The sequence below is a fragment of the Thermodesulfobacteriota bacterium genome (assembly GCA_040755095.1).
In the GTDB taxonomy this organism is placed as follows: domain Bacteria; phylum Desulfobacterota; class Desulfobulbia; order Desulfobulbales; family JBFMBH01; genus JBFMBH01.
Window position 1 is genome coordinate 41,562 of the sequence record JBFMBH010000010.1, and the last position, 16,114, is coordinate 57,675.

The window sequence follows — 16,114 nt, forward strand, 5'->3', positions numbered from 1 at the left end:
ATCCATCACCTGACCATCGCCGGCCAGGCCTGCCACCCCGCGCAGGTGGCGGCCGGCCTTGAGGCTGCCGACTGGCCGGAGACCGGCCCCGACCTTTATGTCTTCGTGCGCCGGCTGGCGGTGCGGGGCACTGCCGGCGAGATCGGCCCCCGGGCCGCGGCCCTGACCCGGCAGCTGGTGGCAAGCGCCCTGGATGGCTGGTCGCCGGTTGCAGCCCAATCCCGGGCGGTTCGCTTTCCGGACCGGGTGTCCCTGGTTGCCTGCCTCATCCGGGATCTGCGTCTGGGGCAGGAGCGCTGGTACTGGCAGCGCTGGCAGGCCCTCTTCCGCCTGCCCCGGCCAGAGGCTATGACCCGGGCACTGGGCCTGGCCCCCCTGGAATTGCCCGATATCCTGGACCGTCTGGCGGCGGCCGAGCGGCGGGCGGTCTGGCAGGCCCTGGCCGGGGGCCCGGCGGCTCGGGTCTACGACCAGGTGCTGGCGGCCAGCGGCTGGCGGCTGCCGGGAAGCGGCGAGGCCTTACCGGAGCCCCGCGAAGGAAAGCTTGCCGCAAGCGGTGAAGAAGACCCTGCTGCCGGCCTTGGACCGCCGCCGGATCTGGTCGCTGCCGGGCTCGACCTGGCCACAGCTCGTTTGGTCGCGCTGCTGGAGGCCTGGCATCGTACGCCGGCGCTCCTCGGGCAGCCGGGCGCGGCCGCCTGGCTCGCCGGTCGCTGCCAGGCCCTGGCCGGGCGACCGGCGGCGGTCCGTCCCTCGCCGCTGGTGGCGCGGCCCGGTGCCACGGCGCCGGCCTGTGATACCTGCCGGCAGGCAGCTTCTGCTTCCGGCGCGGCCAGTGGGGCTGCCCGCCGGGCAGACCCGGGGACGACCAGGATGCCGGGTCAGGAGCCGCCGCCGGCCAGCGCGGAGGACCGGGACGCCGCGCCGCCACAGCCGCCGCAAGCCGCCATGGCGCCGGGCTCGGGTGCGGGGCTGGCGACCTCCGCCGGGCGCCCGCCGCCCGCCCCGGGCAGCGCTCCCCCAGCGCGGCCTCTGGCCTCAAGCCCCGGCCCGGGGGAGGTGATCACCGGCCAGGGCGGCCTGTTCTTTCTCCTCAATCTCCTCAAGCTGCCGGCGGCCCAGGCGCTGTTGGCAGAAGATGCCGGCCGCCAGCATGCCGGCTGGCAGTGGCTGTGGCGTCTGGGCGTGGCCCTGGGACTGGCTGGTGACGAGCCGCTACAGCGCTTCCTGAGCGGCCGGCTGCACCTGGCTGGGCCCTGGGAGCTGGCGGGGATTCCGGATCTGGCCCGGGAGGGGGAGCTGATGCAGCTGGGCGCGGCCCGCTACGGCCCCGGGGTCTGGAACGCTGGCCTTCTGGCCATGCCGGCGCTGGTTGCCGCCAGTCGCACCCGTCTCGACGTCCATTACCGCCTGGCCGACGCCCGGCCAGAGGTGCGGCGGGCTGGCCTTGATCTCGATTGCGGCTGGCTGCCCTGGCTGGGGATGGTGGTGGCCTTCCACTTCGGTCCTGGCCTCTGGCGGCCAGACAGGACCCCGGCGGAGCCTGGACCGTGACCGCGCCGCCCACCGCCCAGCTGGATGCCGTTGCCCTGGCTCGCTCCCTGGCCCACGCCGGGGTGGGCCTTTTCGGTTGCCGCCGACTGGCCCAGCCCGACCCCCTGTTCCAGGAGCTGGCCGAGGCCTATGACCCGGCAAGGCTTCTCGGCAGCCCGGCCGGGGACTGGCTGGCCGCTTGCACCGCCCTGGCCCGGCTGGCGCCGGAGCTGGCCGGGCCCCTGGGCCGGCTGCTCAGGGACTTCCGGCTCCAGCTCCACGACTGGCTCCTCCTGGCCCTGGCCGGCGAGATCGAGAGCAGCCATCTTCTGGGCCTGGCGGTGGCGGCGCTGCAGGAGCCGGCGACAAGCCCGCGGCCCAGCCTGCATCTGGCCGCGGCCCTCGGCCAGGAGCTTTTCGGTGCCGAGCGCTCGCCCCTGGCCCTGGCCCAGCACCCCCTGGTCCGGGCCGGGCTCTGGCAGATCGAAGGCCCGGGACCATTGCCCCTGTGCAGCCTGGCAGTGCAGCCCCGGCTGTGGGCGATCCTGTGCGGCGATGCCACCCCCTGGCCGGACTGCCAGCCGGTGGCGCCCGAGCCGCCGGAGCTGCTGCCTGCCGCCTTCCGGCAGGAGCTGCCCGGGGTGGCGGCCCTCATCGCCCAGGGTCGGGTCCGGGCGGTGGTGCTGCGGGGCGCCCCGGCCTGCGCTCGGCTGGCGGCGGCCCAGCTGGCCGCGCACCTGGGCTGCCAGGCCCTGACCATCCCTGGCGAGCGCTGGCGGGCCGAGCCGGCCCTCGTCCTGGCCTGCCGGTACGGCAACTGGCTGCCGGTGCTCATCCCCGAGCTGGGGTGCGGCGAGATCCTCGTCCTGGAGCCGCAGGCCCTCGGCCTGATGCCGGTGGTGGTCGGCCTGGGCAGCGCCGGTGCCGTGCAGGCGGCGGGCAGCCTGGAGCTGGCCATCCCGGCCATGGAGCTGGCCGAGCGCCGCCTGGTCTGGGAAGAGCTCGCCGGCCCGGCTGCTCCCGCCGATTGGCTGGCCACCGCCCTCCTGCCGGGAACGGCCATTGCCGCGGTGGCCGAGCGCTCCCGCCTGGAGGCCACCCGCCGGGGCGAGGAGCTGGCCATGGCCCATGTGGCCCGGTCCCGGGCCCAGCTGGACACCGCAAGGCTGCGGCTTCTCGCCCAGCCGGTGACCCTGGCGGTGGACGAGGAGGCCCTCATCCTGCCCCCCGGCCTGGCCCGGCAGTTTTCGGATCTCACCCGGCGCTGCCGCCGCCGGGAGGGGATCTGGGAGGGGCTCGGCGCCACCTGTGCCGCCACCAAGAGCCCCGGCGTGCGGATCCTCTTCTCCGGGGAGAGCGGCACCGGCAAGACCCTGGCCGCGGCCCTTCTGGCCAACCGCCTGGCGGCGCCCCTTTATCGTCTGGACCTGGCAGCGGTGATGAACAAGTACGTTGGGGAAACGGAAAAGAACCTGGGCCTGGCTCTGGATGCCGCCGCAACCAGCGACGTCATCCTGCTCCTGGACGAGGCCGATGCCCTCTTCGGCCGCCGCACCGACGGCAGCGAGACCGGCGAGCGCTACGCCAACATGCTCACCAACTTCCTCCTCACCCGCATCGAGAGCCATCCCGGCATCGTCATCCTCACCACCAACAGCCGCGGCCGCATCGATCCCGCCTTCCTGCGCCGTCTGGACGCGGTGCTGGAATTTCCCTTGCCCGGGGTGGAGGAGCGGCAGCGGCTCTGGCAGAGCCACCTGGGTAGCCGGACGCCCGGGGACGAGGTGGCGCGCCTCCTGGCCGGCTACTGCGACCTGGCCGGCGGCTTCATCCGCAACGCGGTCCTGGCCGCCGCGGCCTGCAGCCAGCGCCCGGCCAGCCAGCCCATCGAGATCGGCCTGCTGCGCGCCGCCTTGAAAGACGAGTACCGCAAGCTCGGCCGCGCTTTCCCCCCGCAGCTGGAATCCCTTCAAGGGTGATGCCATGGCCAGCCTCTCCCAAGCCCGCCGTGCTCAGAAGGGCACTCCCAAGCCGGCGCCGGCCCAGAAGCCGGCGGCCCAGGCCCCGGCAGCAGCCGGCCCGCCGGCGTATCTCCGGAGGCGGCTGCCGGTGAGCCAGCCGGGGGACCCGGCCGAGCAGCAGGCGGACCGGGTGGCAGGTGAGGTGCGGCGGGCGGCCAAGGAGAGGCCGGCCGGCCGCGGCCAGCCGCAGGTCGGCCGTGCCAAGGCCTTGGCGGTCCAGGCCCCGGAGAAGGAGCGGCAAAGCCTGGCCGCCAAGCCGGTGCCGGAGGCGCGACGGCTGCTGCGCAGCCAAGCCCCGGTGGCCAACGAGGCCACGGTGCAGCGCCAGGCAGCCTCCGGACCGGAGCCGGCCCATGTCTCCGGCCCCGCCGTCGTCAGCCCGGAAGCGGAAGAGCGGATAACGGCCCGCCGCGGCCAGGGCCAGCCCCTGCCCGAGGGCTTGCGGGCCAGCCTGGAGCAGGACCTGGGGCGGGATCTTGCCGCGGTGCGCCTCCACACCGATGCCGAGGCGGCGGCTCTGTGTGCCCAGGTCCAGGCCCGGGCCTTCACGGTGGGCGACGACATCTACTTCGGCCCCGGCCAGTTTGCCCCGGGCTCCGAGGCCGGCCGGGAGCTCCTGGCCCACGAGCTGACCCATGTCCTGCAGCAGGGTGAGAGCGGCGCCCTGGGCCGATGTCTCCTGCGGGAGATCGTGCCGGCCCCTGCCCCACCGCATCCGGCCGGCTCGGCCAGCGAGCGGGCGGCCAACGATCTCGACACCCTGGACCTGCCGGCCATCAAGCAGCGGCACCGGCCCCTCTATGACTCCTATGCCGGCTCCGGCAATCTCAAGAGGATCCGGGGCTACCACCGGGGCCGGCCAGCCCAGGTCGGGGTCTGGAACCGGGGCATCACCGTGGACGAAAACGCGGTGCGGGAGCGGCTGACCGAGCGGGGCGTCCCGGTACCGGTGGCCGATGCCGATACCGTCAACGTCAGCCTGGGGGGCACGCCGTTCTCCGGCCCCCAATCCCAGCTTCTCGCCCGGCTCAAGATCCCCACCTGGGATCGCCACGGCCGCCAGCCCACCAACGGCTTCCAGGTGGACCATATCGTCGAGCTGCAGGTCTCCGGCGAGCACGGCACCGGCGTCGGCAACTCCATCGAGAACATGGAGCTGCTCGATCAGCCCTCCAACAGCTCGTCCGGCGCCGCCATCATGACCGGCATCCGCACCAAGGTGATCGCCTACCTGGCCACCCTGCCGGCGCCCAGGCCGACCCCCGGCGACTGGCTGCGGGACCACGACCTCGTCTTCCGGCAAACCCGCATCAGCGGCGGCGGCAGCGAGGCGGCCGCGGCCTGGTGGAGCCGCACCGACATCGAGCAGGCGGAGCCGCTGCGCTGTGCCCAGCCCCTGCCGCCGTCGCCGGTGCGGGGCGAGCCGGACCTGTTCGTCCTGGCCTCGGGCGCGGCGGGCATCGAGATCGGTCGCTTCCCCAAGGGGGTGGCGGAGAGCACGATCACCCCCGCGGGTCCGGCGGCCCGCCGCCTGGCGGGCCTGGTCCTGCGCCAGATCCAGCTCACCGATGCTGCGGCCGGCACCGCCACCGGTGTGCCCATCGGCCAGGTTCTGGCCAACTGGGACCTGCCGGCCAAGTTCCAGAACCCGGCCGACCTCTTAATCCCCCTGGTCTCGGTGGGCGCCTACGCCGGCCATCTGGGGGCCATGCCAGCCCTCAATGCCGATTTCACCCCTTTGAGCGAGACCAGCTTCCCTGCGGTCTCGGTGCAGGGCAACCGCCTGGCTGCGGAGGGCCGCCTTGTCCCCTCCCTGCCCCTCCTGGGCAACACCGCCATCGTCGTCGCCCTGGACGGCGGCGACCTCTCCTTCCGCATGGACTACACCCCGGAGAATCTCCACTTGAGACTTCCCGGGGTGGAGATCGACGAGGCGCTCATCAGCATCGGCTACAGCACCGCCAGCGGCTTCGGGGTGCAAGGATCCCTGTTCTTCACCGTGCGCAGCCTGGGGGAGGGCAGCCTCACCGCCGCCGTGGATGAGGCAGGCGGCTTCTCGGCCCGCGGCGAGCTCAATGCCGACACCAGGCTCTTCGACCGGGCCCGGATCGCGGTCTGGTACCGGAACCGCCAGTTCGGCGGCGAAGGGGATCTTGGCATCGACCGGCCGGACAAGATCCGCGGCATCCGCTCTGCGGCCGTCCATGCGGAGATGAGCGAGAACAGCTTTGCCGCCACCGGCACCGTGCAGCCCAGCATCCCGGGGGTGCAGCAGGCCGGGCTTACGGTGGGCTACAGCGAGGCCGCAGGCCTCACCATCGGCGGCAGCCTGCAGCTGGCGCCGAACCCGGCCATCCGCTCCGGCTCGGTGGAGGTGACGGTGCAAAAAAGGGAGGCGGACTGGAGGGTCTCCGCCACCGGCCAGGCCCAGCCGGCGATCCCGGGGGTCGACTCCCAGCTGGCGGTGTCCTACGACGACGGGTCTTTCACCGCCGAATTCTCCGGCGCCTTCCGCCGGGGCATGCTGAGCGGCACGGTCACCGCCGGCGCCACCAACCGGCCGGTGGGTGAGGACGGACGACCCGCCGGCGAGGCGGCGCCGGACGCGCCCCTGGTGGTGTACGGCAGCGGCCAGGCCACGATCCGTCTCGCCCCCTGGCTGGCGGGCACGGCCGGCATCCGCTTCGACCCCGCCGGCGAGGTGACGGTGTCCGGCGCGATCGGTCTTCCCAGCCAGCTGGAGATCTTCCCCCGGAAGACCGTCGACCGGAGCCTCCTCAACATCGCGGCCCAGATCCCCATCGTGCCCGGCATTGTCGCCGAGATCGGCGGCAGCCTCTCGGCCCAGGCGGGCATCGGCCCGGGCGCCATCGACCAGCTCCAACTGGCCATCGAGTACACCCCGGCCCACGAGGACAGGACCCACGTCACCGGCGACGCCCACCTCAACATCCCCGCCGACGCCGGCTTGCGCCTGGCGGCCCGGGCCGGCATCGGCCTCGGCATTACCGGCGCCAGCGCCACCGGCGGCCTGGAGGTGGGCGGCAGCCTGGGGGTGGCCGGCGCCGCCGAGGCGGGGGTGCACATCGACTGGCAGCCGGCAGGTGGCCTGACCATCGACGCCTTCGGGGCGCTCACCGCCCAGCCCCGCTTCCGGTTCGATCTGTCCGGCTATGTCGCGGTGCGGGCCCTGGGCTTTTCCGTCTATGACAACCGCTGGGAGTTGGCCGCCATGGAGATCGGCTCCGACTACCAGTTTGGCGTCCGCTTTCCGGTCCACTACCGGGAGGGCCAGGCCTTCGACATCAGCCTGTCGGACGTGGAATTCCAGGTGCCGGACGTGAATCCCCGCCAGCTCCTGGATCAGGTGGTGGCGCGGCTCGCATGAGCGAGCACCATTGGACGCCCTCCGCCGGCGGCTTCGCCTGCCGGAATATCCGGCTCCACACCCAGTCAGCGGAATGATCCTTGACGCCTCCCGGGCCTTCTGGAAAGCTGCTGTGCAGCAGCGAAGGGAGCTGCCCGCCTGCCGTCCTGCAGTCAGGGATCCTGCCGTGCCCCAGAGTGCCACCCCCAATATGTGCGGCCTCGCCATCCCAGGAGGGCTGGGCCCCGGCGCTGATTCCGCTGTCCAGGAAGGGCTCCGGGATGATGGCGGCCGGTCCCACCCTCCTCCGGCGGCCGTGTGCCACCCCCACGACGTGGCGCTGGTGGGTCGCCAGAAGGAGCTGGGCTACCTGGAAGCAGCCTGGCGGCGGGCAGTGGGCGGCCAGGGCCGGCCGATCCTGGTCAGCGGCCCGCCGGGCAGCGGCAAGAGCCGTCTGGTGCGGGAGCTGCTGCGGCGGTTGCGCCGGGACCATACCCTGCTGGTGCTGGCCGCCCAGTGCTCGGCCTCAGACCCCAGCCCCTTGGCGCCGGTGCGGGCCGCCCTGGACGAGTGGCTCAAGGGGCTGCCAGCCCAGGACGGCCACCGGGTCCGGGACCGGATCCGTGCCGTGGCCGGGGAGGCGGCGTCGCTGCTGGGCCGGTTGTCGCCGCGGCTGGCGGCCCTCCTGGGGGAGACGGCGCAGGGCGGTGACTTCGGGGTCACCGAGGACCAGTTCTCGGAGGTCCTGGCCGAGCTTTTGTTCGCGGTTGGCCCGCAGGCGGGACCGACCCTGCTGTTCCTGGACGATATCCAGTGGCTGGACGAGGCCAGCCTGCAGGCTCTGAAACGAATGGCCGGCCGGCTGGGCGAGAGCGCCTGCCTCCTGGTGGTGACCGCAGACAACGAGGCAGCCAGCCTACCGCGGGTGCAGCGGGTCGCCGCCGCCCTGGGCATCGCCGCGGCCGATCGGCTGCTGCTGGGGCCCCTGGGCGAGGCCGAAACCGGCCAACTGGTCGCCGTCCTTCTGGGGGCCGCCCAGGTGGACCCGGCCCTGGCTCGGGAGATGGGGGGGCTGAGCGCCGGCAGCCCCCTGGCCGTGGAGGAGCTTCTCCATTTCCTGCTGGCAGCCGGGGTGCTCCGTCTTGCTGGCGGCTCCTGGACGATCCGGGGCCAGGAGCTGGCCAGCCTGGACCTGCCGGCCGACCTGGCCGCCCTGGTGCAGCGGCGGCTGGAGGCCCTCACCGCCCCCACCCGCTCGATCCTCCTGACCGCCGCGGTTCTGGGCACGCGCTTTGCCCTCCCCGAGCTGAGCCAGGTCGCCGGTGCCCCGGAGGCCGAGGTGGTCCAGGCGCTCTTCCAGGGCGCCGCCGCCCGCATCGTGGCGATGGCCGGACTAGGCCAGGGCCGGTTTGTCCATGACCGGGTCCGGGAGGCCCTGCTGCAGGTCATGGCACCTGAGGCGCAGGCGGATGCGCACCTGGCCGTCGCCCGGATGCTGGCTCATGCGGTGGCGGGCAACGAGGATCTGGTGTTCCGGCTGGCCCGCCACCATTATCTGGCCGGACCAGCGCTCTGGCAGGAGGAGGCCGCGTTCGCCAACCGGGCGGCCGGTCTGGCCGCGACCCAGATCTTTGCCTACGAGGAGGCCTGCCGCTTCTTTGTGCAGGCCGCCGAGATCGACCGCCGGCTGGGGATGCCGGCGGCCGCTGACCGGGAGCTGGCCTGGGGGGAGGCCTGCGCCCGCAGCGGCCGCATCGGTGAGGCCTGGGAGCACCTGGACCGGGCGCTGGCCCTGGAAAGGTCGTCCCAGGTCCGGGCCCGCATCCAGCTGGCGCGGGCCAAGCTGCACCTGGGCCAGCTGGCCACCACCAGCGCCCTGGCCGAGGTCCAGGCGGCCTTTGGCGAGCTGGGTCAGCCGGCGGCCGGGGCCTGGTGGCTCCATCTGGCCCCGGCCCTGGGCCACGGCCTGGGGCAGTGGCTGTGGCCGGCCCGGCAGCGCCGCGCCCCGAAGCCGGCCGGCGAGGGGCTGCACCGCCTGCTGGTGGATCTTCACCTCTACGAGGGGCAGGTCGACTACTTCCGGATGGAGCGGGGCCGGTTCATCCGCGCCCTCTTGGCCGCCCTGCCCAGCGCCACCAGAATCGGCCCGGGCCGGGAGCTGGTGAGCTGGCTGGCCTACGCTGCGGTGGTGGCCGGCGTGCTGGGCTGGGCCAGACCGACCCTGGCCTTGGCCGCCCGGGCGGCCCGCGTCGCCGGTCAGCTCGGGGACCCGGTGGCCGTGGGCCGTGCCGCCATGTACACCGCCATCGCCCGCCACATGCTGGGCACGGTACGCCCGGCCGAGGACGCGATGCGGGCCTGCCTGGAGGCCCACGGCCACTGGCTGGAGAACGTCGATTTCCTCAGCGGTTGCGCCGATCTGGCCTGGAGCCTCTCCATGCGGGGCCATGCCCGCCAGGCCTGGCGCTGGATCGAGGCCGGCCGGCGCCGGCTGACCCTGGCCAGCAGCCGTACTGAGCTGGCCTATGGCCACCCCTTCCGCTGCTATGCCGGCCCGGTTCTGGCCATGCTGGGCGAGCCCGGGCAGGGGCGCGAGCACCTGGCCGAGTACTTTGCCTTCATCAAAGAGCGTCCCGAGGATCGCTGGCGTTTGGCCCAGTACGCCGGCCAGCGGCTCCTGCTGGCCGCCGAGGCGGGCGAGAGCGGCCCCGGGGTGGACGAGGCCCTGGCTGCCTACCAGCGGCTGGGACTTAAGCCCGGAAGGCTGCCGCTGCACCTGCGCGCCTTCTATGTGGCCAAGGCGCGGATCGCGCTGGCCCGCCTGGCAGCAGCCGCCCCGGCGGACCGGGCCCCGGCGCGCCAGCACTGCCGCACCGCCCTGGCCGAGCTGCGGCAGGCAGCCCGCCACCCGACCCTGCGCTGCCACCGGCTGCTGCTGGAGGGTGCCTTCCTTATCGAGGAAGGGCAGACCGGCCGGGCGGCATCCTTCTTGGCCGCCGCCGAGGAGCTGGCCCACACCATCGACCACCCCTGGGCGCTGGCCGAGGCCGCCCTGCTGCGGGCCCGGCTGCTGGAGCAGCAGGGCGCCACCACCGCCGCCGGCCGCCAGGCGGCGACGGCGCTGCGCCTGGCCAGCGAGCACGGCTGGACCGCCCGCAGCCGGCAGATCCAGGACGCCTTCCCCCTGGCTGCCCTGTAGAGAGAAGGCGGCCAAGCCGGCAGCCCTTCTCCTCTCTGCATGACCTCTCTGTGGAGGCCAAGGGACCGGCGGGGTGAAGCGGCGGCCGGCAATGCCGGGGTGGGGCGCGGGCGCCGGAGCGGCCGCGGGCCTGGGCACCCCGCCAGCACCGCCGGCCGCCAGGCGATTCCGGCGCAAACAAACAGTCCTTTGGCGGGGGAGCATTCCCCTTGACCAGCAATGCCCTGGAAGGGTAAGAACCATCTGGCGGGTGCTCGGCCGCCGGCGGTGCGTGTCCCGATTGCGAGGGAAGCGCCGCCGAGAACGGCACGAGACCGCCCCCGGTGGCCACCCCCGGCGGGAAGGGCGTAGGGGCGGCCCCCCGTGGCCGCCCGTCGAGCGGTGCCCAGGAAGTAAGGATACAGGATGCCTCCTCCCCGGGGGGCAAGCTTCGGGTGCGGGGTTTCGCCATCAGAGGTGGGGGGCCTCCCCTGGCTACCCGATCATCTTGGTGGAGATGTGGCTCAGTAGCCCTGAGTTATCCTGTCAAACGACGCTGGAGGTTCTGCGATGCTAATGGAATACATCCAGGCGGCACTCCGCCATGCAAAGTACGAAATTCTGCCTGATGATGGCAGCTACTATGGCGAAATTCCAGAATGCAAAGGCGGTTATGCGAATGCCAAAGGTCTCGAGGACTGTCGGGAGGAGTTGAGGGAAGTGGTGGAAGAATGGGTCCTTCTGCGGATCCATAAGAATCTCCAATTGCCCATCATCGATGGAATTGAGCTCCTTGTAAAGGAAGTTGCCTGATGTCGCCTTTTGGACCAATCAAGAGGCAGGGCCTGCTCAGCTGTTTGAGGCAGTGCGGTACTCGTCCAGACAGAGAGGGGTCTGCCGTGTGATCACCGGCGGTCGCACCTCGGGAATCGCGGCTGACATCTGCAAGAGGAGGCTCTGATGCCAGTCGGGACGGTTGGGCACCCCCTCGCCGGTTTCCCGGGCGATGTCCTCGAAGATGCGCTCGACACCGGCATAGAAGGCGTGCAGGTTCAAGGCCGCGCCATCCAGATAGCCGTCGTCACCGGTGCGCTGGGCCTTGGCCAGCAGCTCCTGGCTGCGGGCCACGACCCGATCCAGGTCCACCAGGGCCTGCTGGATGCGGGCCGCCAGGGCGGTGGCGTCTCTCATAGGGGTTGTCCCTCCTCCTCGATATGTGCCCGGATCGCCTCCGGCAGCTCCTCGCCCCGCAGGAGATCCACCGGGATGGTGGGGTCCAGGTCCAGGAGCCAGGAGATCGCCCGCAGATAGACCCGTTCCTCCAGCCCCCAGGCGACCAGATCCACGTCCGATCGTTCGTCGAAGGTCCGGCCGGCGGCCAGGGAGCCGAACAGCACCACCCGGTTGGCACCGAAGGTCTCCCTGAGGAGTGCGGCTCCCCGGTGGGCCACCGCCCACGCCCGTTCTCGGCGCTCGGCCAGGGCCTGCTGTCGCAGGCGGGCGCGCTGGCGGCCTGCCTGCCGGAAGAAAGTCGTCTCGCTGGACATTCTGAAAGCCTCCCCCTCATCCCGGCCCTGGCTCGCGGCCGGCGCTGAAGGCCGCGTACTCCTGGCGGCTCTGCTCCTGGGCCTGGCTGCGCTCGTGGTTCACCTGGTCGAAGTTGTCCATCAGAAGGTGCACGATCTCCGGGTCGAGGGCGCCGCCGGCGGCCATTCCCTCCAGGATCCGGGCTGCCTCCCGGGAGGACATCCCGGCGCGGTAAGGACGATCCTCGGTGATGGCGGTGAAGACATCCGCCACCGCCATCATCCGGGCGCCTGGCGAAAGCTCGGCCGCCGCATGATGGAACGGATAGCCGCGGCCGTCCAGCCGCTCGTGGTGGAAGGCCGCCCACTGCCGGATCTCCTCGAGGTCGCGGAATTTGGCCAGCACCCAGTAGGTGTAGTAGGTGTGGGTGCGGATGACGTTGACCTCGGCCGGGGTGAGGCGGTCCGGCTTCTCCAGGATCTCCAGGGGCACCGCCAGCTTGCCCAGGTCGTGGAGATGGCCGGCGACCATCATGCGCCGGCACTGGCCCGGTGAGAAGCCGGCCAGCCGGGCCAGGGCCGCGGCCGAGCTGGCGACACCGCTGGAATGGGTGGCGGTGAAGCGGCTCCGGAAATCGATGATCAGGCCGAACAGGCGGACCATCTCCAGGAGGGCACTGGTCCCAAGCCGCTCACCGGCGTAGCGGGAGGCGCCGGAGATGGTGGCGCCCCGGGAGATGCCAGCCATGTCCAGCCAGAAGGCCTCTTTGACGGCCAAGTCCTGGAAGGCCGCCGTCACCTCGGGATGGAAGAGGGCAGGCGTTCTGCGGCCGATCCGGTCGACGATCTCCTGGCGGAGCACCAGCGGGTTGGTTGTGTCGCCGACCAGGACATCCACCCGATCGGCCAGATGGAGGATATGGGCGGCAAGCGGCACCTCGTCGCCCTGCCAGGCGGTGCCGGCGCCACTGGCCCAGGGGTGGTGGTGGTAGCGCACCATGCGGGCCACCTGGGCAAAGGGCGCAAAGCGCGACAGCAGCCGGAAGCCGGCGGTGGCATGGCCCTGGGGAACGGGGTGGTCGGGGCCGCCCAGCTCGAAGGTCAGGGTGATGGTCCGGTCCGGCATGTCCAGGGCGCCACAGTCATGGAGCATGCCGGCCATGAGGGTGTCGCGGCAGACCGCATCCGGCAGCCCCAGGGCCCGGGCCAGCTGCAGCGACACGAAGCCGACCCGCCGCTGATGGTTGTTGAGGGCGGGACTGACCAGGTCCATGGCGGTGGAGAGGCCTTCCACCAGATCGAGGGTGGAGATGACGAGCTGGCTCTGACTGAACGGCATGGCTGCTCCTTATGGAGGAAACGGCCACCGCGCCCGGGGGCAGGGCGGGTAGCCGCGCGGAGGTTGGCTGGTGGCGCCAGGGGGCGCGTCGTTAGCGCGCGGCGCCGAAGGCCGCGTATTCCCGGCGGCTGTTTTCCTGGGCCTCGCACCGCGTCTGGCTCACGTGGTCCAGGTGGTCCAGGAGCAGGTGCACGAGGTCGGGATCCAGTGCCCCTTCGTGCGCCATGCGGCCGAGGATCCGGATCGCGTCCGGCGGCTGCATCCCGGGACGATAGGGACGATCCTCGGTGATGGCGGTGACCACATCGGCCACGGCCATCACCCGGGCGCCCAGGGAGATTTCCTCCCCGGGGAGGCGGAAGGGGTAGCCCTGGCCATCCAGACGCTCGTGGTGCAGGGCGGCCCAGAGCCGGATCTCGTCGAGATCCCGGAATTTGTCCAATACCCAGTTGGTGTAGTAGGCGTGGGCCTTGATGACGTTCAGCTCCACCGGGGTCAGGCGGGCGGGCTTCTCCAGGATCTCCAGGGGCACCGCCAGCTTGCCCAGATCGTGGAGATGGCCGGCGATGGCCATCCGCTGGCATTGGGCCTCGGGCATGCCGGCCAGCCGGGCCAGCAGGCCGGCACAGGCCGCTACCCCGCTGGAGTGGGTGGCGGTGAAGCGGCTCCGGAAGTCGATGATCTGGCCGAACAGGGTGGCGATCTCCAAGAGGGTGGTGGTCGCCAGGTGGCCCTGGGCATACCGGGCCGCACCGGCGATGCTGGCGCCTCGGGAGATGGCGGCCATGTCCAGCCAGAAGGCCTCCTTGTGGGTCAGGCCCAGGAAGGCTGCGGTCACCTCGGGATGGAAGAGGGCCGGGGTGCTCCGGACGATCCGGGCCACAATCCCCTCCCGGAGGAAGAGGGGATTGGCCGACTCGCCAACCAGCGTGTCCACCCGGTCGGCCAGGTGGAGGATGTGGGCGCTGACCGGCACCTCCTGGCCCTGCCACCTCGCGCCGGCGCCATGGGCCCAGGGCAGGTGGTGGCAGCGGACCAGGTGGGCGGCCTTGGCAAAAGGTGGGAAGCGGGAGAGCAGCTGGTGGCCGGCCGCGGCGTGGTGCTGGAGCCCGGGGGCATCCACCCCGTCCAGCTCGAAGATCAGGGTGACGGTGCGGTCCCGCATGGCCAGGGCGCCGCAGTCGTGGAGCATGCCGGCGATGAGGGTGTCCCGGCAGACCGGACGGGGCAGCCCCATGGCCGTGGCCAGCTGCAGGGCGACGAACCCCACCCGCCGGTGGTGGTTGCTCAGGGCCGGGCTCACCAGGTCCATGGCCGTGGACAGGCTCTCCACCAGGTCCAGGGTGGAGACGGCTACCGGGGCGCGGAGAAAGGGCATGGCGCCAACAGCCTCGGATGGTCGGGAAAAGGGGATACCGCGGGCGTGACCGGCGTCCCCCCCATGGTCACGCCCTCTGGTGATCAGCCCCCAGGATCCTGCATCAGCTCGACAAGGATACCATGGGCGCCTGCCCGCGGGCAGAGGTTTTGGCCGTCCCAGGGGCCGACGCCTGGGGCAGTGCCCTGCCGGCCGCCGCCGGCGGCCGCCTTGACAACCCCGATTTTTTCGTTATACTCGTCCCTTGTTTACGGGTAGGCCGGGCGAGCGGACATAGCTCAGCTGGTAGAGTACAAGCTTCCCAAGCTTGGTGTCGCGGGTTCGAATCCCGTTGTCCGCTCCAGGTTGTCTCCGGACGTCGGGCGCCTCGTACTTGCCTGGGGCGGCTCGACGGCTGGCGGCCCCGGTCTCGCGGCCGTGGCGACGGGCTGCGGCGACCACATGTGGCGGTGTCTGGCAAAAGTGGGCAAGAAAAGCCCGCTTTTTTTTTTCGGCCGGGGCCAGGGCCGGTGCAAAGGGGTGGGGAATGGCCGGCACTGTCAGGGACAAGGACAGCGGCACCGAGCGGATCCTGGCCGCGGTGCGGGCGCTGGCCCTGCCCATCGTCGAAGGCCTGGGTCTCGAGCTGTTCGATCTGCAGTTCCGGCGGGAGCAGCCTGGCTGGGTGCTGCGGCTGGTCATTGATGCCGAAAACGGCATCAGTCTCGATGATTGCACGATGGTGAGCCGGGAGCTCAGCGACCTTCTGGATGTGGAGGAGGTCATCGACCGGCCCTTTCATCTGGAGGTGTCGTCGCCGGGCCTGGACCGGCCCCTGCGGGGCGAGCGCGACTTTGTGCGCTTCGCCGGCCGGCGGGCCAAGGTGGTCTGCCGGGAGCCGGTGGCCGGGCAGAAGGCCCTGGAGGGGGTTCTGGCCGGCGTCCGGGAGGGCGCGCTTGTCCTGGCTACCGGCCAGGGCGAGGTGGCGATCCCGCTGGATTGCATCAGCCGATCCCGGCTGGTGGTGGAATGGTGAGAGCAGAAGGGCCAGCCTGCGGTCAGGCGGCCGTGAGGGCTTCTTGAAGTCAGGAGAACAGGGAACATGTCGGAGCTGCGGAGGATCATCGATCAGATCAGCAGGGACAAGGGGATCGAGCGCACGCTGCTCGTCGAGACCCTGGAGGAGGCGGTCCGCTCTGCTGTGAAGAAGCGCTACGGCCAGCGCCGGGACCGGGATCTGGAGGTCGCGTACAACGACGAGCTGGGGGAGATCGAGGTCTTCTGCTTCCGCACCGTGGTGGAGGAGGTGGCCGACCCGGAGGCGGAGATCTCTCTGGACGAGGCCCTGGCCCTGGATCCCGAGACCCAGCTTGGGGACGACATCGGCACCAAGATCACCAACATCGCCGATCTGGGGCGGATCGCCGCCCAGTCTGCCAAGCAGGTCATCATCCAGAAGATGAAGGACGCCGAGTGCGATGTCATCTACGACATGTTCAAGGATCGGCGGGGGGAGATCGTCAACGGCATTGTCCAACGCTTCGAGCGGGGCAACATCATCGTCAATCTGGGGCGCACCGACGCCATCCTGCCCACCAACGAGCAGATCCCCAAGAAGTCGTACCGCCAGGGGGACCGGATCCGCGCCTATCTCCTCGATGTGCGCAAGACGATCAGGGAGCCCCAGCTGGTCTTGTCCCGCACCCACCCCAACTTCCTCATGAAGCTTTTTGCCATGGAGGTGCCGGAGATTGCCGAGGGCATCGTGCAGATCATGGGCGCGGCCCGGGAGC

11 protein-coding genes and 1 tRNA gene are annotated in these 16,114 nt (G+C 71.6%); 8 read left to right on the top strand and 4 right to left on the bottom strand.

Annotated features, from left to right (window positions below):
* The 5 genes from AB1634_03310 to AB1634_03330 form a co-directional block, all read left to right on the top strand.
* A partial coding sequence (locus tag AB1634_03310; GenBank protein ID MEW6218546.1) for a hypothetical protein occupies window positions 1-1,554 on the top strand: 1,554 nt, incomplete at its 5' end.
* Window positions 1,551-3,512: an ATP-binding protein gene (locus AB1634_03315; GenBank protein MEW6218547.1), complete on the top strand. Its 1,962-nt coding sequence runs from the start codon at window positions 1,551-1,553 to the stop codon at window positions 3,510-3,512. The genes AB1634_03310 and AB1634_03315, both read left to right, overlap by 4 nt.
* A gap of 4 nt (window positions 3,513-3,516) precedes the next feature.
* Window positions 3,517-6,942 (top strand): DUF4157 domain-containing protein, encoded by a 3,426-nt coding sequence (locus tag AB1634_03320; GenBank protein MEW6218548.1) that lies wholly within the window; start codon window positions 3,517-3,519, stop codon window positions 6,940-6,942.
* A gap of 166 nt (window positions 6,943-7,108) precedes the next feature.
* Window positions 7,109-10,120 carry an AAA family ATPase gene (locus AB1634_03325; protein ID MEW6218549.1) on the top strand — a complete coding sequence of 1,004 codons (3,012 nt, stop codon included), beginning with the start codon at window positions 7,109-7,111 and terminating at the stop codon, window positions 10,118-10,120.
* A 549-nt stretch (window positions 10,121-10,669) separates the two neighbouring features.
* Window positions 10,670-10,912 carry a type II toxin-antitoxin system HicB family antitoxin gene (locus AB1634_03330; protein ID MEW6218550.1) on the top strand — a complete coding sequence of 81 codons (243 nt, stop codon included), beginning with the start codon at window positions 10,670-10,672 and terminating at the stop codon, window positions 10,910-10,912.
* 36 nt (window positions 10,913-10,948) lie between these two features.
* On the opposite strand, the gene AB1634_03335 is transcribed toward AB1634_03330, so the two are convergent.
* The 4 genes from AB1634_03335 to AB1634_03350 all read right to left on the bottom strand — a co-directional run bounded on the left by AB1634_03335 (window position 10,949) and on the right by AB1634_03350 (window position 14,342).
* On the bottom strand, window positions 10,949-11,290 hold the full coding sequence (locus AB1634_03335) for a hypothetical protein (GenBank protein ID MEW6218551.1): 342 nt from the start codon (window positions 11,288-11,290) through the stop codon (window positions 10,949-10,951).
* On the bottom strand, window positions 11,287-11,646 hold the full coding sequence (locus AB1634_03340) for a nucleotidyltransferase domain-containing protein (GenBank protein MEW6218552.1): 360 nt from the start codon (window positions 11,644-11,646) through the stop codon (window positions 11,287-11,289). Before AB1634_03340 ends, AB1634_03335 begins: the two co-directional genes overlap by 4 nt.
* Window positions 11,647-11,662: 16 nt before the next feature.
* Window positions 11,663-12,964, bottom strand: coding sequence for an HD domain-containing phosphohydrolase (locus AB1634_03345; GenBank protein MEW6218553.1), 1,302 nt, complete (start codon window positions 12,962-12,964; stop codon window positions 11,663-11,665).
* Between the two features lie 91 nt (window positions 12,965-13,055).
* Window positions 13,056-14,342 (bottom strand): HD domain-containing phosphohydrolase, encoded by a 1,287-nt coding sequence (locus AB1634_03350; protein ID MEW6218554.1) that lies wholly within the window; start codon window positions 14,340-14,342, stop codon window positions 13,056-13,058.
* Between the two features lie 267 nt (window positions 14,343-14,609).
* Here AB1634_03350 and AB1634_03355 point away from each other — a divergent pair.
* The 3 genes from AB1634_03355 to AB1634_03365 form a co-directional block, all read left to right on the top strand.
* A tRNA-Gly gene (locus AB1634_03355) sits at window positions 14,610-14,685 on the top strand.
* 183 nt (window positions 14,686-14,868) lie between these two features.
* Complete coding sequence (rimP, locus tag AB1634_03360; GenBank protein MEW6218555.1) at window positions 14,869-15,357, top strand: ribosome maturation factor RimP; 489 nt, start codon at window positions 14,869-14,871, stop codon at window positions 15,355-15,357.
* A 66-nt stretch (window positions 15,358-15,423) separates the two neighbouring features.
* On the top strand, window positions 15,424-16,114 hold a 691-nt coding region (locus tag AB1634_03365; protein ID MEW6218556.1), incomplete at its 3' end, for a transcription termination/antitermination protein NusA.

Coding starts and splice junctions, on each gene's coding strand:
- AB1634_03320 (MEW6218548.1), top strand. CDS start 3,517: ATGGCCAGCCTCTCCCAAGCCCGCCGTGCTCAGAAGGGCACTCCCAAG.
- AB1634_03345 (MEW6218553.1), bottom strand. CDS start 12,964: ATGCCGTTCAGTCAGAGCCAGCTCGTCATCTCCACCCTCGATCTGGTG.
- AB1634_03350 (MEW6218554.1), bottom strand. CDS start 14,342: ATGCCCTTTCTCCGCGCCCCGGTAGCCGTCTCCACCCTGGACCTGGTG.
- AB1634_03340 (MEW6218552.1), bottom strand. CDS start 11,646: ATGTCCAGCGAGACGACTTTCTTCCGGCAGGCAGGCCGCCAGCGCGCC.
- AB1634_03330 (MEW6218550.1), top strand. CDS start 10,670: ATGCTAATGGAATACATCCAGGCGGCACTCCGCCATGCAAAGTACGAA.
- rimP (MEW6218555.1), top strand. CDS start 14,869: ATGGCCGGCACTGTCAGGGACAAGGACAGCGGCACCGAGCGGATCCTG.
- AB1634_03335 (MEW6218551.1), bottom strand. CDS start 11,290: ATGAGAGACGCCACCGCCCTGGCGGCCCGCATCCAGCAGGCCCTGGTG.